We start from the raw sequence: 25,341 nt of genomic DNA, 5'->3' as shown, positions 1-25,341 counted from the left end.
GATCGCCCAATCGGGGGTCGACAAGTCCAGGAGGCGCCCTGTGCTCTTGGCGTCTCCTTGTATCCATGTTGCTTGTAAGGAGGATATGGTTATGAGGACAAACCTCGATTTTTCTCCCCTTTTCCGGTCAAGCATCGGCTTCGACCGAATGTTGAACGCACTTGAAGCTGCAAGCCGTGTCGAATCGATCGACAACTGGCCGCCCTACGACATTATCAAGACCGGTGAGGACGACTACCGCATTGCCATGGCAGTGGCCGGCTTCACGCAGGACGAGCTGACGATTACCCAAGAGCAGAACATGCTCTTCGTCGCCGGGCAGAAGGCGAATGACGACAATCAGCAGTATCTGCATCGCGGGATCGCCGGCCGTTCATTCCAGCGCCGGTTCGAGCTTGCAGATCACGTCAAGGTCGTGGGTGCAGGGCTCGTCAATGGTCTGCTGACCGTCGATCTCAAGCGGGAAATCCCTGAAGAGATGAAGCCTCGCCAGATCGCGATTTCGACCGACGTGGCACTGCCGAAGGTCGAGACGAAGCAGATCGAAGCGGACAAGCAGGCCGCCTGATTTTTCAAACGACGTTGTCTGCAATCAGGGCGCCGGGCCATTGCCCGGCGTCACGGGCGGATATTGTCCAATCAACAGATGAGAAGGAGAAAAACCATGAGTGTTCGTGATCTGATCCCCTGGGGCCGCAATAATCGAGACCAGGTGCCGACTGTCCTGCGCGATGACGACCGCGATCCCTTCCTGTCGCTTCATCGCGAAGTGAACCGACTGTTCGATGATGTTTTCCGCGGCTTCGGCTCGGGCCTGACCACCTTCGGTGGCGGTTCTGCCTTCAGTACCGGCTGGCCGAGCGTTGAGGTCTCCGACACCGACAAGGAGATCAAGGTGACGGCCGAAGTGCCAGGCCTTGACGAAAAGGACATCGAAGTCCTGCTCAACGACGGCGTGCTGACGCTGAAGGGCGAGAAGCGCTCCGAGAACGAGGACAAGGATCGTCAGTTCTCTGAGCGATACTATGGCCGCTTCGAGCGCCGCATCCCGCTCGGCGTTGAGATCGCGGAAGACAAGGTCGACGCGCACTTCAAGAATGGCGTGCTGACCGTGATCCTGCCCAAGACCGAGAAGGCGCAGTCGCAGGTCAAGCGCATCGCCATCAAGAGCTGATCGGTTCAACCAACCCTGGCGGCCGGCCTACTGGCGGCCGCGAGTATCCTTCGCCTACCGGGAGGGATGAAAAATGGAGACTGCAAGAGACACAAAACCAAAAATAGAGACCCCAACTGCCGCTGTCCGCGCCTTAAATGACAACCGGCGCAACTTTTCCTTCGGACGCTCGCCATTTCCGGACGACGCGGTTGCGCGCATCTTCAAGCCGTCGCGTTCTGTGACCACCTCAGGGAATGCGCGAACAAAGGGCTGGCGGCTCGTTTTCGAGCGTCGCTCCGCGCCGTTTATCGAACCCTTGATGGGCTATACCGGCGGCAGTGACCCACTTGCGCAGGTGGAACTCGAATTCCCCACACTGCAATCCGCCATCCGCTATGCCAAGCGACAAGGGCTGACCTACGTCGTGCAACGGCCGGCAGACAAGGCTGTTGCATCGGCCAAGAAGAGGAATGGTCGCCAATCGGCTAGGCCCGCTCATGCCTTTGCTGATGCAACCTTGGAGCGGCTGGGTCTTGCTCGACTTCAGGAAAAGTACGGGCAGGCCATGGATAGCGCGGCAGACCGCGACGATGCGTCCGGCCCGGCCAGCTGGTTCGCCCCGATGGACGTCGTTCGCGATCCGGCGCTATCGCTCGACGCGAAGCGTTCGATCCTGATGAACTGGGCCTGGACGGAATATCTAGCGGATCAGGCGACCAACGAAGGCATGCCGGAGAACGACCGGCCGTCGCGCCTTTACGAGGTCGAGCAGGCGATGCTCGCGCTTGAGCGAGGCGTTGAAAACGGGCCAGTTCATACAATGAACGATCGGCATGCCGCATGAGGTGAGCCATGGACCCGCATGTCATCTTTGATTGTGAGAAGGCTCTTCCGAACCGGTTCGTGCTGGTGCTGGCTGCGGCAGCGCGCACGCGTGCGCTCAACCGTGGGGCCGAACCGAGACTTGCTTTGGGAGACCGGAATGCGGGGGATCTCGCATTGCAGGAGATCGCAGCAGGAGCATTCTCGGAGGAAGAACTGGCGCCGTTCCTGCTCCCCCATCGGGCCGAAGCGCGTCTTCTGCCGGCCCCATCCACGATATCCGAGCTTTGCGGCGACGGCCGTTCGAAGGCTGCCGCCGCACCGGCCGCCTCGCCGACCGAGGCGGTCCATTGATGATGCAACCAACCGATGAGGAGAAATAAACGATGCTAAAGTCCCTGAATTCGAATTACCGGACGGTTTTTGATATCGTCAATATCGTTGCCGGTCTTGGCCTTCTGATCTCGCCCTGGGGTGTTGTCACGTTAAGTTTCTCTGGCCGGAAAGACCAGGGGCTCGTAGATATTCATGCGAAACAGGCCGCAATTTTCCATGCATCGAAAGCTTCGAGGCGATGGTAGCGAATTGTGTGTGCGGCTCGGCGACGAGATGGAACAGAGAAACAATTGCGGGTCGCTGAGTGCATGGAGACGAACCGTTGCAACGCTCCAGGTGACCGATGACCTTGCATGGTTCGCTCCCGTTTCCTAAACGGCAGATGGCTATTTTCAGCCCGATTATTGAGGCCCTTGTGCGACCAATGGCCAAGGCCGGGTGCCACTTCTGCCTTTGCTGCACCGTAGGAGCGGAGCTTATCGGTGATGATCCGTTTGGGAGCAAAGCCATAGCGCTTCATTAACGCCACGAGCAGTCGCTTTGCCGCCCTTTTATCACGCCGCTTCTGCAAGATTTCTTCGAGAACGGAGCCATGTTGATCAACCGCACGCCAAAGCCAGAATTTTTCTCCAGCGCATTTGACGACCACTTCGTCCAAATACCAAATATCGCCGGGGCGCGCCTGACGCCGCCGCAAGTTGCGTGTGATCTGGGGGCCGAACTTGGCGATCCAACGACGAACTGTCTCGTATGATACGTCGATTCTACGCTCAAGCAGCATTTCCTCAACTTCACGCAGACTAAGGTTGAACCGCAGATAAAGCCACACCGCATGAGCAATAATCTGTGGCGGAAAACGGTGACGCTTGAAGATGATATCTGATGTCTGCATCGCCAAAATTTACGCCCAAACCGTCAGGCAGGCAACTGTAGCCCAGTTAACGTGACAACACCCTTCGTGGCCTGCACGTCGGCGGGTGATGTCTCCCGCCAAAGCTGCCCGGACAAGTTCGATCGCCTGCTCATCGACGTGCTTCCAACCAAGCGCCACGCGAGCGCTGCCTAGACCAGCTTGGCGTCCTTCAGTAGCTCTTCGAGATAGGTGCCCTCAATCTTCTTCATGGCCACCTTGCCGAGCAGGCGAGCCACAAACGGTAGCTGGATCTCGTCGAGCTTTTTCCGATCGTTGAGGTAATACAGCGCGCTCATCAATACGCGCACGTCAAACGACGAGGCGAAGACCTCCGGCACGCCGCGATCCACATTGAACAGCGTGTAGACGGCTTCCATGGCCGTGCGCACCGAATATTCGGTGGTGAACACGGTATCCTTCTCGGTTTCAGCGAAATTACCGATGAAGGCCAGATTCTTCGAACCGTCCGGCACAACAAGCGGACGGTCGCCCATCGCTCGCGGCATGAAATAGGACGTGATGTAGGGCATGTTGCAGGGGACCGTGCTCGCCGACCGGCGTGCCAGCGCGGGAATGTCCTCGACCGGAACGCCCATGTGAAAAAGCCACTCCTCGCACAACTCGGCGCCCGCACACTCGCGGATCTTCTTCTTCACGTAGTTACCGGGCTTGTCGGAGAACAGGCCATAGAGCCAGACCACGAGCTTCTGGCTTTCGTCCTGCGCCTTGAAGTGAGGCTGACGGCTCATCGTATAGCCGTACAGCCAGTTCGAGTCCTTGAAGTTGCAGGGGCCGCCGGTGACGATGCGACCATCGCGGGGATCGCGGCCGGTCATCTTCTCAATCCAGGGAACGATCTTATCGTCCAGCAGTGTGACGGTCGCCGAGATCGTCCAGTTCGCGTCCGGGATGTCCTCGCAGAACTTCTCCGGTCGGCCGAAGGCGGGATGCTGCGCCGCGAGATTCTTCCAGAGCGTCCAAGCGCCGCCATGGCCGGTTTCGATCGGCGCAGGATGGTCGTTGTCGCCGAATGTGGACGACTCGGTGATCGAACCGTTGGTGACGAACACCACGTCGTTCTCCGTGAGCTCGATCGTCTTCGGCTCGCCTCCCACCGTCATGACGAGCCGCCGGGCCAGCTTGTTGCCTCCCGCCGTTTCGACCTCGATGTTCTCGACCTGGGTGTCGTACTGGAAGCGGACACCTTTGCCTTCCAGCCACGCGACGAGCGGCATGATGAGCGACTCATACTGGTTGTATCGGGTGAAGCGCAGCGAGGAGAGATCGGCGAGCGTCGCGATGTGGTGGACGAAGCGCAGTATGTAGCGGCGCATCTCCATGGCGCTCGCCCATGGCTCGAACGCGAACATCGTGGCCCAGTAGAGCCAGAAGTTGGAGGCGAAGAACTCCTCGCCGAAGCATTCGTCGATGCGCTTGTCGTCGAGCGCGCTCTCGGGCGTCAGGGCGAGCTTGAGCATCTCCTCGACGGCCTTCGGCGTCAGCGTCAGGTCGGCCATGTGCGGAATTGGATCTCCTCGGCCCTCGGTCGCGCGGCAGGGATTTCGGCTCGGATCCTTCTTGTGAAGCCAGTACATTTCATCGAGGACGGAGGCGTCCGGCGTGTCGAGCGAAGGAATGGAGCGGAACAGATCCCAGAGCGTTTCGAAATGTGCTTCCATCTCGCGACCGCCGCGGACGATGAAACCCTTATGTTCGTCGAGTATGCCGTCCATGCTGCCGCCCGGCAGAGCAAGCTCCTCGAAGATGATGATATTCTCGCCGGATAATTGCGCATCGCGTATCAGAAACGCCGCGCCGGCCAGCGACGCGAGCCCCGCTCCGACAAAGTAAGCCGTTTTTCCATCGACGCCTTCCGGCTTAGGCGGGCGGGCATACGCCTCGAAATTACCGTTGCTGCGATACATGGGTGATACCTCTATGGACCTGGGCGCGAGCGCCGGGAATTATCTGAATGCGAGTTGCCGGCAGAGGTTCTTCCGGCCGTTGATCAACGGATCGACGCCTCTTCCTTCAACGACGGATCATCATACTCGATGTCTTCGGGAGGGCAAGCCATCGCATACAGCACATTGGCGTCCAGGAGCGCAGTATAGTTGCTCATGGACGTTAATAGTCCATGTCCTGTTCCTGGGCCTCACCGACGAGTTGATCCAGAATGGCTTCCCGCTCGCGATCGTCCCGGGCCTTGTAGGCCACGACATCTTCCATGCGGATGCGGCGGTGCTTCCCAACCTTCCGATGCGGAATGATGCCATCGTCAAGCAGCTTGATGAGATAGGGCCGAGAAACATTGAGCGCGCTGGCCGCTTCGACGGTGGTCAGCTCAGCGTTCTCTGGAATGATGGTGACGCCTCGTCCTGCGGCCATGGCCTCCAGAATGTCCATAAGCAGCGCGGCTGCGCCGGCCGGCAATTCGATCGGGTTCCTGTTCGGCATCGGTCACCCTTAGCGTCAGGGGCCTCTTCTGGCGCGCATAGCGAGAAAGAAGCTGGCCGGAGACGCGCGCAATCGCAGCGTCCTGCGCGGAAGGCGGGAGTTGTCGATGTGCGCGAATGGTCGTGGGCTTATCTCCGTTCTCGCCCTTGTCCGTCGTCGAATGATTTGAGACTATTTGTGCTTTTGAAGATTGGAGTTTCCGGCTCGGTTTAGGGGTTGATTCAAGCCGCTTTGGCCTGGTGGTTCAAGCGGCGTTTTTTGATCGTGTCTCGTTTGATCCTTTCGCGTTCGAGCAGGATGGTCTGTCCGCGTCCAAAGTAGACGTCGGCGGGAGTGAGATTGTCGAGGCTCTCATGGTAACGGCGATGATTGTAATGCTCGACGAAGGCCGCGATCTGGGCTTCAAGGTCCTCCTTGAAGAAGTAGTTTTCAAGCAGGATGCGGTTCTTCAGCGTCTGGTGCCAGCGTTCGATTTTCCCTTGCGTCTGCGGGTGGCCGGGAGCGCCGTGAACCTGGTCGATCTTGTGTTTCTCCAGCCATTCGCCGAGATCAGATGCGACGTAACACGAACCGTAGCACCTACGGAAGGAAGAGTTGGAGCCACCTCAAACGGTGCGCGCAGCTTTTTTGCTGCAAGCGCGCACCGTTTGAGGTGGCCATGGCCAGTCGAAGTAGCTCTAGAATGTGAGTGTTCACAACTCATTCCGGAGAGACCGACCATGACCAGTCAGAATTCTATACCTGCCGATGCCGTGTTGGTAGCCATCGACATCGCCAAGGTTCGCAATGAAGTGTTGATCGAAGCACCCGGCCATAAACGCCGCCGTCGGTTGTCTGTTCTCAATACGCGTGCAGAACATGACCATCTGATCGCGATTTTGCAATCATATGACCGACCGGTGGTCTGCGCCTTTGAGGCAACGGGTAACTATCATCGTCCGATTGCCTGGCGGTTGGTGGAAGCCGGCTTCGAAACGCGGTTAGTGTCGTCGCTAGCGCTTGCCCGCACGCGAGAAGCCTTGCACAACAGTTGGGACAAAAACGATCCCAAGGATGCCCAGGTGATCCTGCACATGTTGAGGATCCACTCGACTCAGGTCTACCATGATCCCTTGCGTGCTGGCATCAACGACGTTCAAGAATTGTCGAAGACACACGAAGCCATTGCTAACGCCAAGACCGAGATCCAACATCGCATCCTGACGCATTACCTGCCGCTGTATTTTCCAGAGATCGAGCGTTTCCGGGGTAACAGTCGGAGCGACTGGTTCTTCGCGTTCCTCGACGCCTTCCCCACACCATCGAGCATCACGACACTGACGAAGGAGAAGTTCGTCGAAGCGGCATGGGATGTTGTCGGCAGGAAAGTGAGCAAGTCACAGATTTTAATGGATATTTATGAGACTGCCCGCACCTCGATTGGCTTGCCATTGCCGCTGGATGCGCCTGCAATTCGCATGTTTCGGATGGTTGTCGCCGAAGCCCGCAGCCTGATCCGCCAACGCAACGAGATCGAAGCACAGGCCGATGATTTGCTGCGAAACAGCCGTGATTATCAGATCCTGCGGCAGATTCCTGGGATCGGTCCGATCAACGCGCTAACGATAATTGCGGAGGCTGGGGACCTGCGCCGCTTTCATCATCACCGTCAGTTTCTCAAATTCTGCGGGCTGGACCTGTCGACACAGCAATCGGGCCAGTATCGCGGCCAGACCCGACTTTCCAAATTCGGCAACGCGCGGCTGCGACGAACCCTGTGGATTGCTGGGCAAGTTGCCATCCGCCAGCGTGAGAACGGCTTCCGACATAAATTCGAACGCTACATCGCGAGAGATCGTGACAATCCTGATCTGCGCCGCAAGGCAATGACCGCTATTACCGCCAAGATGGCGCGTGTCGTACACGCCGTCGTCAAAAGCGGTTCAGACTACCGGCCCTTCGTTGAAGGACGGGTACCAGGTGGAAGAACCTCTGTCAGTTAGAGCCGTGAGGGCATCCTTCGGATGATCCTGTAGACAATGCTTGGGTCTTCCACCTGGATCAGAAGCTCGTGTTAAGGACGGTGAGGGCCAAAAGGATGGACCCTGTGTTTGCTATGGACGAGACCTTTTCCCATGCCAGTGGAAGCCGCCTGGTTCGACGATGTGACTTGACGAGCGTCATGCAGCGTGAGCATGCTGACGAGCAGAGAAACTTTGTCTGCCAAGCCCATTTTCTTCCGCACTTAGGACGTTGTCCGACAGCAGACGCGGCCGGTGCTCAACCTTGACCTTGTCACAGCCTGAGGCGGCCAATGCAAGATCGAGTGTATCGGTGACGTCATCCACCTTCATGCTGGTGCACAGCTTCCAGGCGATGATGTAACGGGAATAATCGTCGAGGATGGTCGATAGGTAAAACCATCCCCTGCCGATGACCGTCAGTGGAGTAAGAAGCGCAGATGCGCTTCTCCTCCCCGAACCGTACGTGCGCCTTTCAGCGCATACGGCTCTCTATTCAAGCTTGGCCCATGGCCATAGCAATGTCATGGTAGTGCGACGTGACGGTGCTGCGGTCTTCAAGCCGGGAGATGTATGGGTTTCCCTCCGGATTGCGCCACCGGAATTGCGCCTTGGGGCTTGAGACAAGCCGTTGCAGCGCTTTCCCGACGGGATCACCGCGTTCATTCCGACCAAACACGAGCCAGGTTTTCGCCTTGCCCGGTTCGGGGGCCCTGAACCATTTCCGCATCAAGGGTTTGATGCGGGATCGGTATTTGTGCCCCAGCCAATGCGCCATTTTCCAGAACACGACATGGTCGATGCGCCGGAAGACGTACGCCGTGAAGTCGGCGAACTTGTAGAACGCCGCCCATCCCACCAATTGGCGGTTCAGGCCAGCGATCATGTCGACCGTACTGACACTATGATTGCCGGAAAGGGTTTCGGTAAGTCTGTGAACAAACCCCTTGGCCTTTTCCTTGGGTATTGTCGTTACGATGGACATCCGTCCATGCGCCCCTCGCTTGCGGATGATCCGGTGCCCCAGAAAGACGAAGCCGTCGTTGACGTGGGTGACATGGGTCTTCTCCATGTTCAGCGTCAACTTCAACTCACCTTCTAGAAACGCCCGGCATTCCTCGCGGATTTCCTCTGCCTGAACCTTGGTTCCTTTTACGATCACGACGAAGTCGTCAGCGTATCGGCAATAGGCAACAGCCGGTTTCCATTGCCGGTTCTCGCGAACCGTGATGGGGCGGCCTTGCTTGATGCCGAAGTTCCATGCCCATCGGTCCTTGCGGGCCTTCTTGTTCAGGTATTTCGCCTCCAGCCACATATCAAACTCGTGGAGCATGATGTTGGACAGGAGCGGTGACAGAACGCCACCTTGCGGAACGCCCTCGCTTGAGGCTGTGAACAAGCCACGGTCGATGTGGCCTGCCTTCAGGAATCGATAGAGAAGATCGACGAACCGTCCGTCCTGCACCCGTCGCCGCACACATTTCAGAAGCAGCCTGTGATGGACCGTGTCAAAGTAGCTGGCGAGATCACCTTCGATGATCCAGCGGCCCTTCGTTCCACCTCCATCCTGTAGCTGTATCCTCACGGTGCGGACGGCGTGATGCACGCTGCGTTCCGGCCGGAAGCCATAGGATAGACGATGGAAATCGCTCTCCCAGATTGGCTCCATGGCCATCAGCATGGCGCGTTGGACAATGCGATCCGTCAGGGTCGGAATACCCAGTGGTCGTAGCTTGCCGTTCGATTTCGGGATATAGATGCGCTTGACCGGCTGAGGGCGATAACTCTCCTCCAGCAGGCTTGCCCGCAGGTCGTCCGGATGCTGATCCAGTCTGACCTGCAGTCTTTGCTTATCCATTCCGTCGATGCCCGGCGTTCGTGCGCCATTTGACGCAAGAACAATCCGGGCGGCCTCGGCAAGCCATTCCCGATTGGCAATCAGCCGAAGAAGCCGATCAAACCTCCGGTTTGGATCGTTTTCGGCCCATGTTGCGAGCTTGTGCTGCATTTCGCTGATTATCAAAGGTCTTCACCTCGCTTGGTCAGATAGTTTGCACTTCAAGCAGTTTGAACTGTTCCCCTTCGCCATGTGGCAGGCTTTCCCTGCCGCGGACTACTACGAGAACTCCGCCAACACGATGGACATCAGGGTCAACTCCCTTGCGACGCAATACTTTGTTGTCATTCCATCATGCCTTCCCTCGTTCATATGCTGGACGTCAGCGTATTGGTGAGGCTGCCGGTCGCAGTCTTTTTCCTTGCTTTCCGCAAGTCGATGCCGATGTCATGGTCTGGCTGCATTCTCCCCATGACCCACCGCGAGCATCCTTACATCTGCGCTCGCGTTCGGATGCACGCCGACATACCTGTCCGGCGACATCATCAGCATTCCGCCTGTTAAGCCGTGTAGGCGAGGCGACCTTCCAGCCCTCAGATGCGAGTTAACCGGTTCGTGTTCCTCAACCTTCCAATACTTCAGCCTCGGGAACCATCTTGGCGTAACGGCTTCGCCTCAATCCCCTTTACCTGCGGGCTACGTCACCCTGCCAGTTGACAGCAGGTCACCGCCGCTTGGGCTCATGTCCCCTCGCAGCAAGGGACAGGCAAATCTTCACATCCTCCTTTCTCTTTGCATTCCAGTCATATGCCTCCCCGATTGGGGCGAGGCGCACGATAGGTGAAGTCGGTTTGCCACATCTCGTTCGCGCGCGTGGTCTTGTCCTTGAACTCGTTGTTGGCCTTGATGAGGATATAGGCTGGCGAGGTGATCAGATCGTGGGCCTTGAGCAGGCGATAGACCGAAGCCTCTGATACAAAATAGCTTTCCGTGTCGGTGAACTTCACCGCCAGTTCACGCGGCGACAGATCGGCGTGGTCCAGCGCCATTTCGATAATGCGATCCCGGATATCGTCAGGGATGCGGTTCCACACCCGTGATGGCGCGGGCGTCCGGTCTTTCAGTCCTTCGACGCCATGGGTCAGAAACCGGTCATACCAGCGATAGAATGTCGGCCTTGGAATGCCAAGCCGGTCGAGGGTTTGTCTGGCCGACAGGTGCGATTGCTCGACCAACCGAATGATCTCAAGCTTCTCGGTGGCGGGATATCTCATTCGTCGTCGCCCCCATCCCCGATCATGCTTTTTTTAAGCAGGCGGTTTTCCAGAGTGACGTCGGCCAGCGCCTCCTTCAGGTCACGGCTTTCACGACGCAGCGCTTTTACTTCGTCGCTGGTGGCAGAACGGGCGGTGTCGCCTGCAAGGCGCTTCTTGCCTGCCTCGAGGAATTCTTTCGACCAGCTATAATAAAGGCTCTCGGCGATCCCCTCACGGCGGCAGATCGCAGCGATGCTGTCTTCCCCGCGCAGACCTTCCAAAACAATACGGATTTTATCCTCTGCCGAATAATGTTTACGCGTGGCACGACGGATATCTTTGATCGTCTTCTCCGCAGAAGACGTTTGGGGAACGGCTTTCTGTCTCATCTTTGCGTCCTTTGATAAAGCTATGATGAGCCGAAAATCCTCTCTTCTTAATTAAACCAGTTTTGTCTCAAAGACGCTGATGTCGGACACAGGAAATTGCAGAACGTATTGTCGACGTTCTGCACCCAGAAGACTTTATCGCTCGATCCGGGGGCGAGGAATTTGTCGTGATATTCGGTGAAAAAGGTAGCATGTCACCCGAAATCTCTGCCGAAAGAGTTCGTCAAGCCGTTGCCAGTAAGACTTTTCAGATTGGCACTACTACAATTCCGGTAACGGTTTCTATTGGCGTGGTTGTGTGTCGTGCAAATGCTACCTTTTCCGAAACCCTCAGCAGGGCTGATAAAGCTCTATACGCTGCTAAGAATAAAGGGCGCAATCAGGTCGTTTTCGCCGCTTAGTTGTCACGTGTTAGATCGGTTCAATCGCCGTCTCGTCACCAGGCCAGCGGTTTGAATTGATTTGGCGGTCTACGCGATACGTTTGCAGATCGCCATCCGTATGCTGTCTCATGAGGTCTTTGGCATAGCAGTACCATCTGTTAGTCCTTGGCCCGATGGCATGATGACTGTCTGATTGTTATCACCATTTCCGCTACCTAGCTTTGCAGACCGTTTCCCAGCACAATTATAAGTATTATTTGCATAATCACAAGCTGAAATGGCTGAACTTTTAAACAACGGCAGTACAATAGCTCCAGCCAGGTAGCGAAGCGGAATTGGTTTCACAGTCACCTCCTCATGCAGTATTGTATTTTTATCCGACGATCGTCGAATGCACGATAAGTAATTTCCATTAAAGCGAGCTAAACGTCAAAACTGGACGACTGTGTTCTTTGTGCAACAATTAATGTTCTAATTGGGCGTTCAAAGGACATCATTCTCAATCTCCACGTCAAAAGGCGCATGGCGAAGCCGGAATGGTCGTCAGCGTCCTTTCGTGCGTCTAACGTCGACCATAACGTCCTTCGATGCAATTCTTGAACCCGGTACGACCCGGATAACTGTAGTGATGAGAAAGAGGATAGTTTCGCAACAACTTCAATCTTTTCCAGTCCAGTAGCATATCCGGATTTCGCGTACGCTTGGTAAATATCCAGCCGGCAAAAGCCGGTGGTCACCGGGAATGTGCATAGTAAACATATTGGCGACCAACATCAGGTTCTCTTCCTCTTATGCTCCGCGGATGCTTTATTGTTCATTGAAGCTTTCGACTCGCCTCCGTGAAAGGATGTCCTTTGCAGTTTCTTCGTCCACAAGCCATTTTTACCCTTCGATCCATGCTTGTAACGATTGCGATAGTCGGCCTGTTAACGGGAACGCTCGCTTGGTTTTCCGCATTTGGCATCTGGGGTGATCGTATTTGGTTCGCGGCGACCGTTCCGGTACTGGTAGCGCTTGCCATTGACATCGTATCGAGCTTGCAAAAAGGCGAAGTTGGACTCGATCTGGTAGCAGCTCTGTCGATGGCCGCGGCACTGGCCTTTGGCGAGCCGCTGGCTGGCAATGTTGTAGCGTTGATGTATTCCGGGGGGCAGCTTCTGGAGAGCTACGCAGAGGGGCGCGCGCGTCGGGAGATGACAGCGCTGTTGGGCCGTGTCGCCCACACGGCGATGCGCTATGCTGGTGAAAAACTGGAAGAGGTTCCAGTCGATGATATCCAGCCGGATGAACGGGTTCTCATTCGCCACGGAGAGGTGGTTCCGGTAGACGGTATGCTCGCCTCACGAGCGGCCATTCTCGACCAATCAAGCCTGACCGGCGAAAGCAGGTCTGTAGAAAAGGCCGAGCAGGACGAAATCCTGAGCGGCTCAACCAATCTTGGCGACGCCTTTGATCTCGTCGCAACCAGACCGGCTGCTGAGAGTACCTATGCCAATATCGTGCGGTTAGTCAGTCAGGCGCAGGAAAGCAAAGCGCCAAGCGTACGCATCGCAGACCGCTTTGCGGTTTGGTTCCTGCTCCTCACTCTGTTGATCGCGGGGCTCGCATGGTGGCTGTCTGGCGATCGCATCAGAGCACTTGCAGTCCTCGTTGTTGCGACACCCTGCCCGCTCATACTGGCACTACCGGTTGCCATTATTTCTGGCATGTCCCGCTCTGCAAAACTCGGCGTATTGATCAAAAGTGGTGGCGCATTGGAAGCGCTGGCCAAGATCAAGACAGCCGTTCTGGATAAGACCGGCACCCTGACGTTTGGCCAAGCGCATGTGATCGATCTGAGAGTGACGAATGGCTGGGAAGCACAAGACATGCTTCGCCTCGCAGCGTCGCTCGATCAGGCGTCGGGTCACGTCATTGCCAAAGCTCTCGTCGACGACGCTCTTGGGCGTGGTCTTGTACTGTCCGTCCCCAGCAATGTGAGCGAGACCGCCGGAACGGGCGTGTCTGGTCTGGTCGACGGGCAACATGTAACAATTGGCGGAAGCCGATACGTTCGGAGCAATATCAAGCATGGCGATCCCTACGATTTACGCCAGGGTGTACCCGCTGAATCGGCGGTGGTAGCTGTCGCTGTTAACAACGAACTGGCAGGAGTAATCGTGCTTGCCGACCAGATCAGGCCGGATGCAGCACTCATGCTGGAAACCTTCCATGCCGTCGGCATTGACCGCATCGTGCTTGCCTCTGGTGATCGATCTGATGTTGTTGATGCCGTCGCACAAAAGCTTGGAATTGATGAGGCGCATGGTGATTTAAACCCGGAACAAAAAGTCGACATTGTACGCAAGGAAGCTTCGAAAGCCCCAACCATGATGGTTGGCGACGGTGTCAATGACGCGCCAGCACTGGCGACGGCGACAGTAGGTGTGGCGATGGGCGCACGAGGCGCCGCTGCATCTTCAGAAAGTGCCAATGTGGTGCTACTCGTCGACAAGCTCGACAATCTGATTAAGGCCATCCAATCTGCACACCGTACCAGGCGAATTGCGCTGCAAAGCGTGCTGATCGGTCTCGGACTATCGATACTTGCCATGATCATCGCAGCTTTTGGACTTCTGCCACCCGTAGCAGGCGCGTTCACCCAGGAAGTGATCGACATCGCAGTGATCCTGAATGCCCTACGTGCATTGCGGTAGGATTGAGACGCCAACAAAGACCAAGCCTCGATGTCGATCTGTGTAAATACGGCGTCGCGGCAATCGATATCGTCGGTGAAGCTTCCGACCCAGAAGCGCACATGATAACGAATCCCGTCCGATTCATAGGCTGCCACGCGCACATCGGGTCGAGGTGTTTCCGCTATGATATTACTGTCAGCCGCGGCTTGAGTTAGAAGCAACTTGGCATCTGCAACCGATATTTCATGATTGAGAAGTACCTGAACATGGGCCCGATAGTGCTGCCTTGGGGCGCTGTAGTTTGTCAGTTTCTGGCGCGCGATCTGACTGTTGGGTAGGATGACATAGGTGCTGTCACGCGTTGAAAGGCTTGTTGTGCGCCAGCCTATTTCCATCACACGCCCGCGCGTCACATCGTCGATGGAGATCCAGTCGTGAGCGCGACGAACATCCCACCTTTTCTTTTGTGAATGATGCCGCGAGATAAGCTCCTTCATTGATAGGAGCGGACCGGGATGATTGGAGATCGCGCTGATGCCATGCTTGAAGACATGGATGAAACCAGGCATGAGGGAAAGTATCGTCGGATCGAGGTGATTACCGGCCGGCGGCAGCGGCGGAATTGGACTGACGAGGAGAAGGCGCGGATCCTTGCGGAAAGCGCGGAACCTGATGTTAACATCTCGGCCGTTGCCCGGCGCTGGGGCGTCAATCGCGGCTTGCTGAACGTCTGGCGCCGGGACGCTGGGCTGACCTCTCAACGATCTGCGAGGTCCAGTGCGCAGCAGGCGATGTTCGTGCCGGTGACGGTAGTTGGCGATCGAACGCCGGCTCCAGGCGCGCCGTCAGATGTCGCCCACTTTGCCGCGGGTCGAATTGAGATCGAGATTGCTGGCGCGCGCATGACGGTTATCGGCCCGGTAGCACCTGAACTGGCGCAAGCGATGGTGGCGGCCTTGCGAGGTCGCCGGTGATCGGAGTTTCGCCGAGTGGCGTGAAGATCATGGTGGCTACGCAACCGGTCGACTTCCGGCGCGGGTGTTGTCACGTTAACTGGGCTACAGTTGCCTGCCTGACGGTTTGGGCGTAAATTTTGGCGATGCAGACATCAGATATCATCTTCAAGCGTCACCGTTTTCCGCCACAGATTATTGCTCATGCGGTGTGGCTTTATCTGCGGTTCAACCTTAGTCTGCGTGAAGTTGAGGAAATGCTGCTTGAGCGTAGAATCGACGTATCATACGAGACAGTTCGTCGTTGGATCGCCAAGTTCGGCCCCCAGATCACACGCAACTTGCGGCGGCGTCAGGCGCGCCCCGGCGATGTTTGGTATTTGGACGAAGTGGTCGTCAAATGCGCTGGAGAAAAATTCTGGCTTTGGCGTGCGGTGGATCAACATGGCTCCGTTCTCGAAGAAATCTTGCAGAAGCGGCGTGATAAAAGGGCGGCAAAGCGATTGCTTGTGGCGTTAATGAAGCGCTATGGCTTTGCTCCCAAACGGATCATCACCGATAAGCTCCGCTCCTACGGTGCAGCAAAGGCAGAAGTGGCACCCGGCCTTGACCATTGGTCGCACAAGGGCCTCAATAATCGGGCCGAAAATAGCCATCTGCCGTTTAGGAAACGGGAGCGAACCATGCAAGGTCATCGGTCACCTGGAGCGTTGCAACGGTTCGTCTCCATGCACTCAGCGACCCGCAATTGTTTCTCTGTTCCATCTCGTCGCCGAGCCGCACACACAATTCGCTACCATCGCCTCGAAGCTTTCGATGCATGGAAAATTGCGGCCTGTTTCGCATGAATATCTACGAGCCCCTGGTCTTTCCGGCCAGAGAAACTTAACGTGACAACACCGCTAGCGCCCCATGTGGTGCAGGCTCATTGCGCCAGCCGACCGTCGATCGATCAAGTCTTTATCTGGAACCGCAACGTCGACAGGGCGGAAAAACTTGCCAGCCGAATTGACATTGCTGGCGTCAACATCGTTGCCGTGGAGGATCTCGATAACACAGTCTCGAAGGCGGACGTGATATCGTGTGTCACCATGTCGACCAGTCCGCTGGTTAAGGGAAAACTCCTCAAAGAGGGCGCTCATGTTGATCTGATCGGTGCCTATATGCCAGACATGCGTGAAGCCGATGATGACGTGTTCCGTCGTGCCGGACGGGTATTTGTCGATACGCGCCATTGCTGTGATGATTCGGGTGAACTCGGAATTCCGCTCGCTACAGGACTTATCAACCATGAGCAAATCGAAGCTGATCTGATTGAGCTATGTCAGGGAAAACATCCAGGCCGCAGCGACGACCGCCAGATCACCGTCTACAAAAATGTTGGCGGCGGGCATCTCGATCTGTTTACCGCGCAATACCTGTACAGCACTCTGTAAGAGGGATGCCACGTTCAACAAGCACGGTATTGAACACCGGACGGCTGCGAAGACCGGTTGTTGAATGGCAATCAGGTGGGGGTGTCTGGGGAAAACGCCTGCTTCTCTAAATTTCGATTAGTCCAAATTATCTGTTTCCATTCCGGTCATTTAACGCTTTTCCTTAGCTTTATATCCAATCAAAGTGACGGCATTTTTGGCCTGATTGGGATCACTTGAAACATGATATCGACGGGGGTCACGTTCTTTAGATCGATTTAGCTTTGGAATTGAGGCTGATTTGAATGTTCGTGCGTTAAATTCTAATCAGGTCTCGATTTCACAGCTGGGAGATATCATAGGTGGTTGCGAAGGGCCGTCAGGAAATCCTGAACCGAAGCGCGCAACGGTTCGTTTCGCCGATGAAAGGCGACGATAGAGACCTCCGGCATATCGTTGATCGGCAGTGAAACCAGTCCCTGCATGGCGTAATCCTGCGCAGTCATCGCATCCACGACGCCGACTCCACCGCATGCACGAACCAGACTGCAAACAGTTCCGCAAAACGGCACAACGCATACAGGATCATAGTTTAGTCCTTGAGCGGCAAAGGCTGTGCGAATGGTGCCGCCCATGGGCGACCAGTCTGCATTGTAACAAACCAGCGGGTGTTTGGCGATAATCGCGCAGGTAAGTGACTTCAATCTAGCCAGTGGATGATCCGATTGAATGACTGCAACCAAAGGGGTCTGTCCGACAATATAGGAGTGAAATTCGGCCTTTGGCGGTAAAGCCATTTGTAAACCGATGTCAGCCTCCTCTTTGCGCAGGTCCTCTTCGGGTGTGTGAACCTTCAAAAGTAGGCGCTGTCTCCAGTCACGGTAACCTGCATTAAGAAGCACCGGTCCGATAAAACTTTCAACGAGTGCTGGCGTTGCAGAAATCGCCACTGGGCGGGACGCGCGATGACGCAAGGTGGATAATTCAGAGCGCACAAGGGTGTGCGTCGTGAAAATTGGCATCGAGAGCGCAAAAAGCTCATTTGCCTCGCGTGTCGGTTCAAGACGATTGCCGGTACGATGAAAAAGCGAGAAGCCGAGCCTGCTCTCCAGGCGCTTCAATTGTCCGCTCACACTGGGTTGAGATATTCCCAGCAAGCGCGCGGTTTCAATTGTCGTTCCAACGCGCATGAGCGTCCCGAACAGTTCCAGTTCACGCAAATCCATTATCAGCCTATTAATAAGAGATAGCAGATTTATTATTATCCATACGGGTGGTTGTTGTCTAATTTCTTTGTTGAAGAAGCGGTGGCTATAAAAAATAAGGGGATGCCGCTTCAATCACAGCAAATGGTGTAGGAGCACTTTCATGCTTTCCAGGCTCGGCCTAAAAGGCCTTTTTCTCGCCTCTGTCTTTTCGCTTTCCGCTCTCACGGCGCAAGCTGATCCACTGCGTGTCGCTATCGGTTTTGATCCCATCACACTTGATCCGATTGCAACCAGTGACAATGGTTCGATCTGGACCCAGCTGCTCATTTTCGACACGCTCGTTCGCCCGGACAAAACCGGCGAAAAGCTTGAGCCGGGCCTTGCAGAAAGCTGGACCGTTTCTCCGGATGGGCTGACGCTGAAGTTCAAGTTGCGGGATGCCAAGTTTTCTGACGGCACGCCGGTGACGGCCGAAGACGTGAAATTCTCTATTGAACGTGCTGCTTCCAAGGAATCCGGATGGGGTCGGTTCTATCGTCCGATCACAGGCTTTGAGATCGTCAGTCCGCATGAAATCACGATGAAGCTCGCCGAACCTTTTACGCCGGCCTTCAACAATCTGGGGCTTTTTGCCGCTGCGATTCTACCCAAGGCGCAGGTGGAAGCCAAGGGAGCGGCGTTCTTTGATGCGCCCGTTGGATCAGGTCCTTTCATGCTGAAGTCCTGGGTGCGGGGCTCGAAGGTGGAGCTGGCTAAGAATCCGCATTACTGGCAGCAGGGCAAGCCTTTCGTTGACGAGGCGCGTCTCGATGTCGTCACCGAACCATCTGTACGCGCTATCAAGCTTGAGGCGGGCGAAGTCGATGTGGCGCTCGATCCGCCCGTCAATCAACTAAAGGAGCTTGGCAATAAGGAAGGTATCAGTGTTGGCCAGACCATCCCTTATCGCGCCGACTTCGTGCAGCTCAACACCACACGCAAACCCTTCGATGATGAACGTGTGCGTCAGGCACTGAATTATGCGATTGACAAGAATGCACTGGTACAGGGCGTGCTTTATGGCGCTGGCAAGCCAGCTGCATCAGCCATGCCTGTCATGGCCTATGCCGATGCGAATCTAACGCCTTATCCTTATGACCTGGCCAAGGCAAAGGCGCTTTTGACTGATGCGGGTTACGCCGGCGGCTTTGAGGCCCAGCTTGTGGTCGACTCAGGCGCCGCAACCAGCCGCAATGCAGCTATTGCACTTCAGGCGATGCTGCAACAAATTGGTGTCAAGCTCAAGGTACAGATGCTGGAAGGCGGTACCCAGTGGGAAACGACCAAAGCGGGCAATTACGATATGTCGGTGTCCTACACCACCTCCGACACAATTGACCCCGATCAGATCATCGGTTTTGTCGCCGTTAATCCGGAACGCGCGAATGCCTACCACACCCAGTGGAAGAATGATCGTCTCAACGAGCTTTACGCGGAAGAGCGAAAGACCGCTGATGGGGAAAAGCGTGGTGCTATGTTTAAGGAAATGATCGGTATCCTGCATGACGGCGCACCGTATATTTTCCTCTATCATCCCGCGACAGCCTGGGCGGTGCGCAGCAACGTGAAGGGCTTTGAAGTGCTTCCCACTTCAAACTTCCGCCTTGAGGATGTGAAACTCGAAAAATGAGGTGAGCCATTGCCTCGCGATTCAGCGCCTGCGGGTCGATTAAGGATAGCAGGCGCGAATCCCGCCGCCTATCACGGTTACGGCATTTCCCAGAGCCATGCGGCCGGTCAATTCCGCAAGGTACGGCATTCTTAATGAAGTGAGCCATCGCCTTTTCGAAAGATACTTTCGAAGTCCGGGCGGTACGCCAAAATCGAACGCCAGCGAACGCAATGATTTTTTCCATTCTCAAACGTCTGCTGATGCTGATCCCGGTTCTGTTGGGGATTACACTGATCAGTTTTCTGCTTCTTCAGATAGTGCCGGGCGATCCGGCGTCCCATGCGATGGGAACCCGCGCCAGCCCTGAAGAATTGCAGGCCATGCGTGAACTCTGGGGACTCGATAAGCCGTTATGGGTCCAGTACATCTATTTTCTGCGTGATTGCCTGACGGGGAGTTTCGGGGTTTCGATCTTCCACAAGCAGCCAATCATCGCTCTGGTGATGGAGCGATTGCCCTTCACATTAGCAATCGTGGCTTATTCAACCATTATAGCCCTTCTGATCGCCCTCCCGTTCGCCATTGTCGCCGCCATTTATCGCGGCCGGTTCATCGACAACGTCATCCGTCAGGTGTTTGTGGCGCTCATTGCCATCCCGCCGTTTTGGCTTTGCTATATGCTGATTATCTGGCTAGCGCTTGGCATGGGCTGGTTCGCTACCGGTGGTGTCGGCACTGGCTTCTGGATCAACATAAACCGGCTTTTCCTGCCCTCTCTGGTTGTCGGTCTTTCAACCGCAGCCCTCATACAGCAGAGTCTGCGCGCCGCGCTCATAGACACGATGAAGGCTGATTATATCGACACGGCCCGCGCAAAAGGTCTTCGCCGTCCGGAAATCTTTCTGCGCCATGTGCTGCCAAACAGCCTTATCTCAACAATATCCATCATCGGCGTGCGGGTAAGCTGGATAGTCGGCGGCACCGTCGTGGTCGAGAAGATCTTCTCTGTACCCGGTCTTGGAAGCCTGTTGATCGATGCCATCGTTTCGCGCGATCTGCCCGTCATCCGCGGCCTGACCGTCTTCTTCGCAATCATGGTTGTGATTGTAAATCTGATTACCGACATCTGCTACGCGCTGGCCGATCCACGCGTCAGGATGGAGTAGACCATGTCCATTCCCGGCAAACTTCTGCACACCTGGTCCGGTGCAATTGGCCTGCTCATGCTGCTGATCACACTGGCCGCTACTGTCCTGACACCGATATTGTCACCTTACGATCCCTTCGCGCTCGATTTTGCGGGCGCGATGCAACCGCCGTCTGCGCTGCACTGGTTCGGCACCGATAATTTCGGGCGCGATATTTTTACCCGCATTCTGGCGGGCGCCGTATACGATCTGCGTCTGGCGCTGATCTGTGTCTTCGGTCCCATGATCATGGGTGTGATGATCGGTCTGATCGCAGGTTACTTCGGCGGGATTGTCGATGCGGTGCTGATGCGTATCACCGATATCGTCTGGGCTTTTCCATTCTATGTCCTCATCCTGGCTATAGTCGGGGTGCTTGGGCCCAGTGAAACCAATCTTTATATCGCCTTCTTCATCGTTAACTGGATCGGCTATGCGCGCATTGTGCGCGGTGAAACACTGCTTGTGTCGCGGCTGGAATATATCGACGCCACACGCGTTTTGCGATTTGGCAAGCTGCGTGTGATGCTGCGCCACATCATGCCCAATGTCGTCACGCCGGCGATTGTTTATTCAATGTCCGATGTCGTGCTCACCGTGCAGGCCGTCGCCGCCATGTCCTTTTTCGGCCTGGGTGTGCAGCCTCCCGCCCCGGAATGGGGCCTGCTGATCGTCGAAAGCATCGATTATATGCGCGAGGCGCCCTGGATGACCATTTTTCCGGGACTCGCCATCGTCTGGATCGGCATTGCATTTTCGCTGCTTGGCGAAGGTCTGTCTACCACGCTGAAACCGAAGGGGTAAGTCATGAGCCTTCTTTCTGTCCGCGACCTCATGACCGAGTTTGGCAGCCCGTCGGGTGTCGTTCGTGCCGTCGATGGCGTCAGCTTCGATGTCAATCCCGGTGAAATTTTTGGAATTGTGGGCGAATCCGGCTGTGGCAAGTCAGCCACCTGTCGCTCGATCCTGCGCCTTTTTGGTGGTGCCGCCGCGCGGGTCAGCGGCGGTCAGATACTGCTCGATGGCGTCGGCGATCTCGTTCCGATGAAGGAAAGAGAACTGTCAAAGATCCGTGGAAGCGATGTCGCCTTCATTTTCCAGGATCCGCTGACGGCGCTCAATCCGACCATGCGTGTCGGCAAGCAGATCAGTGAAGTGATACGCCGCCACAGAAATGTCAGCAAAAAGGCAGCCCGCGAAGCAGCGTTGCAACTGTTGCGGGATGTCCATGTAACGTCGCCGGAGCGCCGACTTGACGCCTATCCGCACGAACTTTCAGGAGGCTTGCGTCAGCGGGTGGTTATCGCGATGGCTCTCGCGTTGCGCCCGCGTCTGATTATAGCCGATGAGCCTACCACTGCGCTCGATGTTACCGTACAGGATCAGATATTGCGGCTCCTCAAAGAACGTCGAGACAGCCTTGGTGCCTCAATCATCTTGGTCACCCACGATCTTGGGGTCGTCTCCCAGATCTGCGATCGTATGGCGGTGATGTATGCCGGGCGTATGGTGGAAACGGGCACGGTGCGCGACGTCCTGGACAAGCCTTCGCACCCCTATACGAAAGCGCTGCTCGCCGCGCTTCCGGGTCAAGCCGCTCGCGACCAGGAACTTGCTCCCATTCAGGGAGCTCCCCCAGGGCTCGTCGATCCGCCTGATGGTTGCCGCTTTGCGCCACGCTGTTTCCGTGCCCAACCTCGGTGCGCGATCGGACGCTCGCCGGCGCTGGAGTTACGTGGCGGCTCATCCTTCGGTCATCTCGATGCGTGCATTCTGAATGAGGTTGCCAATGTCAGTGCTTGATTTCCGGAAGATCGAAAAGAAGTTTCCCGTCAGGCGCAGCCTTCGCGATGTTATTGCCAACCGTCCGCCTGTCAGTCTGCATGCGGTGCGTGGCGTCGACCTTGGTATCGAGCAGGGAGAAATACTCGGCATCGTCGGAGAATCCGGATGTGGCAAGAGCACGCTCGCGCGCATAGGCGTCGGACTGCAGCCCGGCAGCGCAGGGGAGGTGGTGTTCAATGGCCGTCGGCTTGACGGGCCGGACCGTGATGGCCGTCTTCAGATGGTCTTTCAGGATCCCTATTCCTCGCTCAATCCACGCATGACAATTGGCGCGCAGCTGGAAGAAGTGATCTCCCATTATCACCGCAATATTCCTGCCGGCGAGCGTAGGCAGCGGGCGCTTGACGTACTCGGGGAAGTCAATCTGGTAGCCGAAACGGCGTTGAAATTTCCGCATGCTTTGTCCGGCGGACAAAGACAACGCGTCTCGGTGGCGCGGGCACTCTGCGCCAATCCGCAGGTTCTGTTTGCCGATGAACCGGTCTCGGCCCTTGATGCCTCTGTTCAGGCGCAGATCATCAATCTTATGAAACGGCTCAACAAAGATAAGGGTTTGACCATAGTCTTCATTTCCCATGACATGAATGTAATCCGCTATCTGTGCGATCGCGTTGCAGTCATGTATCTGGGTGAGATCGTTGAATTGCAGGACAGTGCCGCCCTATTTGCTTCTCCCCGTCATCCTTATACAAAGGCTTTGATTGCAGCTGTGCCCGATGTTCGCCGTCCGCAGGCAACAGGCGAGCCGATCAGTGGTGAGATACCCGACCCCTTTGCCGTCCAGCCCGGTTGCCGTTTTGCGCCTCGTTGCCCGATTACCGAAGACATCTGCCACCAAAGCCAGCCCATGCAGCATCTTGTCAACGGCGGGCTGGTCCGCTGCTGGAAAGCTGAGCGCGCCTAAACCGTGAACGTCCTGATAGAAAGATCATCCCGTGTTCTTTGAAGATAATTCTGATTGGTCGCGCCGCTGTGAAGTCATCACCAGCTGCCTGACTGACACGTTTGCCGACCGCGGCCTGCGGGCCGACAATTTTGGTTTCGTCGCATTGCGTCAGAAAGGTCCCGGTGAAAAGCCGGATGGCTTTTCATATCGTGGCGACTGGCGCTGCTACCCCTGCAGTCTTGTCAAAGCATTTCATCTGGTCCATGTGCTCAACGCTATTGACCATGGCAATGTCGCCGATCATGAAGAACTGTCTCGCGCCATGCGTGACATGATCCTGTGGTCATCCAACACCGGAACCAATTATGTCATCGACATTATTACGGGTACGACCGGCGATACCATGTTGGAAGGCTCCCAGTTCAACGAATGGCGGGAAAAGCGCGAGCACCTCAACAGCTTCTTTTCCGGACTCAACTGGCCAGAGTTCGAGGGTTGTAATATCACGCAGAAGCTGATGGACGATGTGCGCTATGGGCGTGAGGCTCAATATGCAGGGCTTGCGGGAGAAAATCTGAACGCGCTGACGCCGCTTGCCGCAGCGCGTCTGTTCAGCGCGCTTTTCTCCAGTCAGCTTCCGCTCTCAGCCGCTTCTGAAAACAGGGCAAAACAGACATTGCTACGTGACCGCAATAGTGCCGAAGCCAGACAGCCGCATTTTCAGGTTACCGAATTTCTTGGTGGCGGTATTCCCGCTGATGCGCAGATATGGAGTAAAGCGGGGAAGAATACCTGGACCGGTGATCCCAAAGCATCCTATTACAAACACGATCTGATCCGAATTGCCGTCACCGGAAAGTCTCCTGTCATCATCTGCCTGATGACACAGGGTAAAGAAATCTGCGAAGAATTTCCGGAGGCATTTCCAGAGATTGGAGAGCTATTCTTTGAAACTCTCCTCAACGATTGACAGCCTCGACAACCAAGCGGAAAAATTTTTAACAGGCTATTGCTATGCTCAAAAAGCGAACAGTTTACCTCAATGGAAACTTCGTTCCCCAAGACGAGGCGAATATTTCTGTCTTTGACCGCGGCTTCCTGTTTGCCGATGCTGTCTATGAAGTTGTGTCAGTCATTGATGGCAAAATTCTGGATTTTGACGGACATGCAGCCCGATTGGATCGCTCACTTTCCGAGCTGCGCATCCGTCAGCCGCTTCACCGCCAGACGCTTCTTGATATTTTGCGGCAACTGATCATAGAAAACCAGCTCGATCAGGGACTGGTCTATCTGCAGATATCCAGAGGAAACCCCGGCGACCGGGATTTTGCGTTTCCAGACGAAGCCGTTCAGCCGACAGTCGTGATGTTCACACAAGCGGTGTCCAATCTGATTGACGGGCCAAAGTCAAAGACAGGGGTCAAGGTGATTTCTGTGCCCGATCTACGGTGGGCGCGTCGTGATATCAAGACTGTGCAGCTGCTTTACCCCTCAATGGCAAAAATGTTGGCAAAGCAAGCAGGCGTAGATGATGCGTGGTTCGTTCAAGATGGTTTTGTTACCGAGGGCACTGCCAATAACGCGTATATCGTTAAGGACAACAAGGTGATTACCCGTGCACTGTCTAACGATATTCTGCATGGCATTACGCGAACCGCCCTTTTGCGCTATGTGGCTTGTACGACGCTGGAAATTGTTGAACGCAGTTTTACTATTAAGGAGGTGATGGAGGCTGACGAAGCATTCATCACTGGCGCCTCGACATTTGTCACGCCCGTAATTGCAATCGATGGTGAATCGATTGGTACCGGGAAGCCAGGCCAAATTACACGCGACCTGCGCGCGCTTTATATTTCCGAGGCACGAAAAACCGCCATGTAGAAGGGATTTTGAGTCGGCCGCGATATCCAGAACCGTTGGACAAAGAATAGTATGTTCGGAACTAATGGCCACTACAAAGACGAAGGTT

At 55.7% G+C, this 25,341-nt stretch carries 22 protein-coding genes and 6 pseudogenes; 18 read left to right on the top strand and 10 right to left on the bottom strand.

Annotated elements, in window-relative coordinates; all coding sequences use genetic code 11:
• Positions 1-91: 91 nt before the first annotated feature.
• The 4 genes from OANT_RS23850 (at position 92) to rpoZ (ending at position 2,332) form a co-directional block, all read left to right on the top strand.
• On the top strand, positions 92-568 hold the full coding sequence (locus OANT_RS23850; RefSeq protein ID WP_011982782.1) for an Hsp20 family protein: 477 nt from the start codon (positions 92-94) through the stop codon (positions 566-568).
• A 96-nt stretch (positions 569-664) separates the two neighbouring features.
• A complete protein-coding gene (locus OANT_RS23845; protein ID WP_011982783.1) occupies positions 665-1,174 on the top strand; it encodes an Hsp20/alpha crystallin family protein in 510 nt (169 codons plus the stop codon).
• Between the two features lie 73 nt (positions 1,175-1,247).
• Positions 1,248-2,000 carry an NADH dehydrogenase ubiquinone Fe-S protein 4 gene (locus OANT_RS23840; protein ID WP_011982784.1) on the top strand — a complete coding sequence of 251 codons (753 nt, stop codon included), beginning with the start codon at positions 1,248-1,250 and terminating at the stop codon, positions 1,998-2,000.
• Positions 2,001-2,008: 8 nt separating this feature from the next.
• The gene (rpoZ, locus tag OANT_RS23835) at positions 2,009-2,332 is read left to right on the top strand and encodes a DNA-directed RNA polymerase subunit omega (protein ID WP_011982785.1); all 324 of its coding nucleotides are present in this window, start codon (positions 2,009-2,011) and stop codon (positions 2,330-2,332) included.
• Between the two features lie 172 nt (positions 2,333-2,504).
• Here rpoZ and OANT_RS23830 read toward each other — a convergent pair whose 3' ends face one another.
• The 4 genes and pseudogenes from OANT_RS23830 to OANT_RS26020 all read right to left on the bottom strand — a co-directional run.
• The gene (locus OANT_RS23830) at positions 2,505-3,206 is read right to left on the bottom strand and encodes an IS6 family transposase (RefSeq protein ID WP_011982786.1); all 702 of its coding nucleotides are present in this window, start codon (positions 3,204-3,206) and stop codon (positions 2,505-2,507) included.
• 170 nt (positions 3,207-3,376) lie between these two features.
• Complete coding sequence (locus OANT_RS23825) at positions 3,377-5,152, bottom strand: oleate hydratase (protein ID WP_011982787.1); 1,776 nt, start codon at positions 5,150-5,152, stop codon at positions 3,377-3,379.
• A gap of 202 nt (positions 5,153-5,354) precedes the next feature.
• Positions 5,355-5,684: an excisionase family DNA-binding protein gene (locus OANT_RS23820; protein WP_011982788.1), complete on the bottom strand. Its 330-nt coding sequence runs from the start codon at positions 5,682-5,684 to the stop codon at positions 5,355-5,357.
• 221 nt (positions 5,685-5,905) lie between these two features.
• Positions 5,906-6,256: pseudogene (locus tag OANT_RS26020) on the bottom strand (integrase core domain-containing protein); the annotation flags it as partial.
• Positions 6,257-6,403: 147 nt separating this feature from the next.
• Here OANT_RS26020 and OANT_RS23815 point away from each other — a divergent pair.
• Positions 6,404-7,691 (top strand): annotated as a pseudogene (locus tag OANT_RS23815) (IS110 family RNA-guided transposase).
• A gap of 224 nt (positions 7,692-7,915) precedes the next feature.
• Here the strand turns inward: OANT_RS23815 and OANT_RS26015 are convergent.
• From OANT_RS26015 to OANT_RS26010, 3 genes and pseudogenes are all read right to left on the bottom strand, one after another.
• Positions 7,916-8,113 (bottom strand): annotated as a pseudogene (locus tag OANT_RS26015) (DDE-type integrase/transposase/recombinase); the annotation flags it as partial.
• A 67-nt stretch (positions 8,114-8,180) separates the two neighbouring features.
• Positions 8,181-9,707: a group II intron reverse transcriptase/maturase gene (gene ltrA, locus OANT_RS23810; protein WP_172488826.1), complete on the bottom strand. Its 1,527-nt coding sequence runs from the start codon at positions 9,705-9,707 to the stop codon at positions 8,181-8,183.
• A gap of 650 nt (positions 9,708-10,357) precedes the next feature.
• Positions 10,358-11,166, bottom strand: a pseudogene (locus OANT_RS26010) (helix-turn-helix domain-containing protein); the annotation flags it as partial.
• 95 nt (positions 11,167-11,261) lie between these two features.
• Between OANT_RS26010 and OANT_RS27470 the strand changes: the two are divergent.
• On the top strand, positions 11,262-11,567 hold the full coding sequence (locus OANT_RS27470; protein ID WP_080514373.1) for a GGDEF domain-containing protein: 306 nt from the start codon (positions 11,262-11,264) through the stop codon (positions 11,565-11,567).
• 108 nt (positions 11,568-11,675) lie between these two features.
• Here OANT_RS27470 and OANT_RS26585 read toward each other — a convergent pair whose 3' ends face one another.
• The gene (locus OANT_RS26585) at positions 11,676-11,894 is read right to left on the bottom strand and encodes a hypothetical protein (RefSeq protein WP_146206528.1); all 219 of its coding nucleotides are present in this window, start codon (positions 11,892-11,894) and stop codon (positions 11,676-11,678) included.
• 509 nt (positions 11,895-12,403) lie between these two features.
• Here OANT_RS26585 and OANT_RS23790 point away from each other — a divergent pair.
• Entirely contained in the window at positions 12,404-14,245 is a 1,842-nt protein-coding gene (locus OANT_RS23790; RefSeq protein WP_235918370.1) for a heavy metal translocating P-type ATPase, read from the top strand.
• A 287-nt stretch (positions 14,246-14,532) separates the two neighbouring features.
• Here the strand turns inward: OANT_RS23790 and OANT_RS27465 are convergent.
• Positions 14,533-14,724: pseudogene (locus OANT_RS27465) on the bottom strand (mechanosensitive ion channel domain-containing protein); the annotation flags it as partial.
• An 18-nt stretch (positions 14,725-14,742) separates the two neighbouring features.
• Here OANT_RS27465 and tnpA point away from each other — a divergent pair.
• The 4 genes and pseudogenes from tnpA (at position 14,743) to OANT_RS23775 (ending at position 16,616) form a co-directional block, all read left to right on the top strand.
• Complete coding sequence (tnpA, locus tag OANT_RS23785) at positions 14,743-15,201, top strand: IS66-like element accessory protein TnpA (RefSeq protein WP_011982794.1); 459 nt, start codon at positions 14,743-14,745, stop codon at positions 15,199-15,201.
• Positions 15,198-15,266, top strand: a pseudogene (locus OANT_RS26580) (IS66 family insertion sequence element accessory protein TnpB); the annotation flags it as partial. The gene tnpA and the pseudogene OANT_RS26580, both read left to right, overlap by 4 nt.
• A gap of 60 nt (positions 15,267-15,326) precedes the next feature.
• Complete coding sequence (locus OANT_RS23780; RefSeq protein WP_011982795.1) at positions 15,327-16,028, top strand: IS6 family transposase; 702 nt, start codon at positions 15,327-15,329, stop codon at positions 16,026-16,028.
• A 42-nt stretch (positions 16,029-16,070) separates the two neighbouring features.
• On the top strand, positions 16,071-16,616 hold the full coding sequence (locus OANT_RS23775; protein WP_235823052.1) for a hypothetical protein: 546 nt from the start codon (positions 16,071-16,073) through the stop codon (positions 16,614-16,616).
• Positions 16,617-16,951: 335 nt separating this feature from the next.
• Here the strand turns inward: OANT_RS23775 and OANT_RS23770 are convergent, their stop codons facing one another.
• Positions 16,952-17,821, bottom strand: coding sequence for a LysR family transcriptional regulator (locus OANT_RS23770; protein ID WP_011982796.1), 870 nt, complete (start codon positions 17,819-17,821; stop codon positions 16,952-16,954).
• Between the two features lie 142 nt (positions 17,822-17,963).
• Between OANT_RS23770 and OANT_RS23765 the strand changes: the two genes are divergently transcribed.
• The 7 genes from OANT_RS23765 (at position 17,964) to OANT_RS23735 (ending at position 25,253) form a co-directional block, all read left to right on the top strand.
• Complete coding sequence (locus OANT_RS23765; protein ID WP_011982797.1) at positions 17,964-19,472, top strand: ABC transporter substrate-binding protein; 1,509 nt, start codon at positions 17,964-17,966, stop codon at positions 19,470-19,472.
• Between the two features lie 212 nt (positions 19,473-19,684).
• A complete protein-coding gene (locus OANT_RS23760) occupies positions 19,685-20,620 on the top strand; it encodes an ABC transporter permease (RefSeq protein WP_011982798.1) in 936 nt (311 codons plus the stop codon).
• A gap of 3 nt (positions 20,621-20,623) precedes the next feature.
• Positions 20,624-21,445, top strand: a complete 822-nt coding sequence (locus OANT_RS23755; protein ID WP_011982799.1) for an ABC transporter permease — start codon at positions 20,624-20,626, stop codon at positions 21,443-21,445.
• Positions 21,446-21,448: 3 nt separating this feature from the next.
• On the top strand, positions 21,449-22,444 hold the full coding sequence (locus OANT_RS23750) for an ABC transporter ATP-binding protein (RefSeq protein WP_011982800.1): 996 nt from the start codon (positions 21,449-21,451) through the stop codon (positions 22,442-22,444).
• Positions 22,431-23,390 carry an ABC transporter ATP-binding protein gene (locus tag OANT_RS23745; protein WP_011982801.1) on the top strand — a complete coding sequence of 320 codons (960 nt, stop codon included), beginning with the start codon at positions 22,431-22,433 and terminating at the stop codon, positions 23,388-23,390. The genes OANT_RS23750 and OANT_RS23745 overlap by 14 nt, the downstream gene beginning before the upstream one ends.
• Positions 23,391-23,421: 31 nt before the next feature.
• Positions 23,422-24,342 carry a serine hydrolase gene (locus OANT_RS23740; protein ID WP_011982802.1) on the top strand — a complete coding sequence of 307 codons (921 nt, stop codon included), beginning with the start codon at positions 23,422-23,424 and terminating at the stop codon, positions 24,340-24,342.
• Positions 24,343-24,386: 44 nt separating this feature from the next.
• Positions 24,387-25,253: a D-amino-acid transaminase gene (locus tag OANT_RS23735; RefSeq protein WP_011982803.1), complete on the top strand. Its 867-nt coding sequence runs from the start codon at positions 24,387-24,389 to the stop codon at positions 25,251-25,253.
• Positions 25,254-25,341: the final 88 nt, after the last annotated feature.

Source organism: Brucella anthropi ATCC 49188 (assembly GCF_000017405.1).
Taxonomy (GTDB): domain Bacteria; phylum Pseudomonadota; class Alphaproteobacteria; order Rhizobiales; family Rhizobiaceae; genus Brucella; species Brucella anthropi.
Note: the sequence above shows the minus strand (reverse complement) of the source record. Positions and strands in the feature narration are given on the sequence as shown.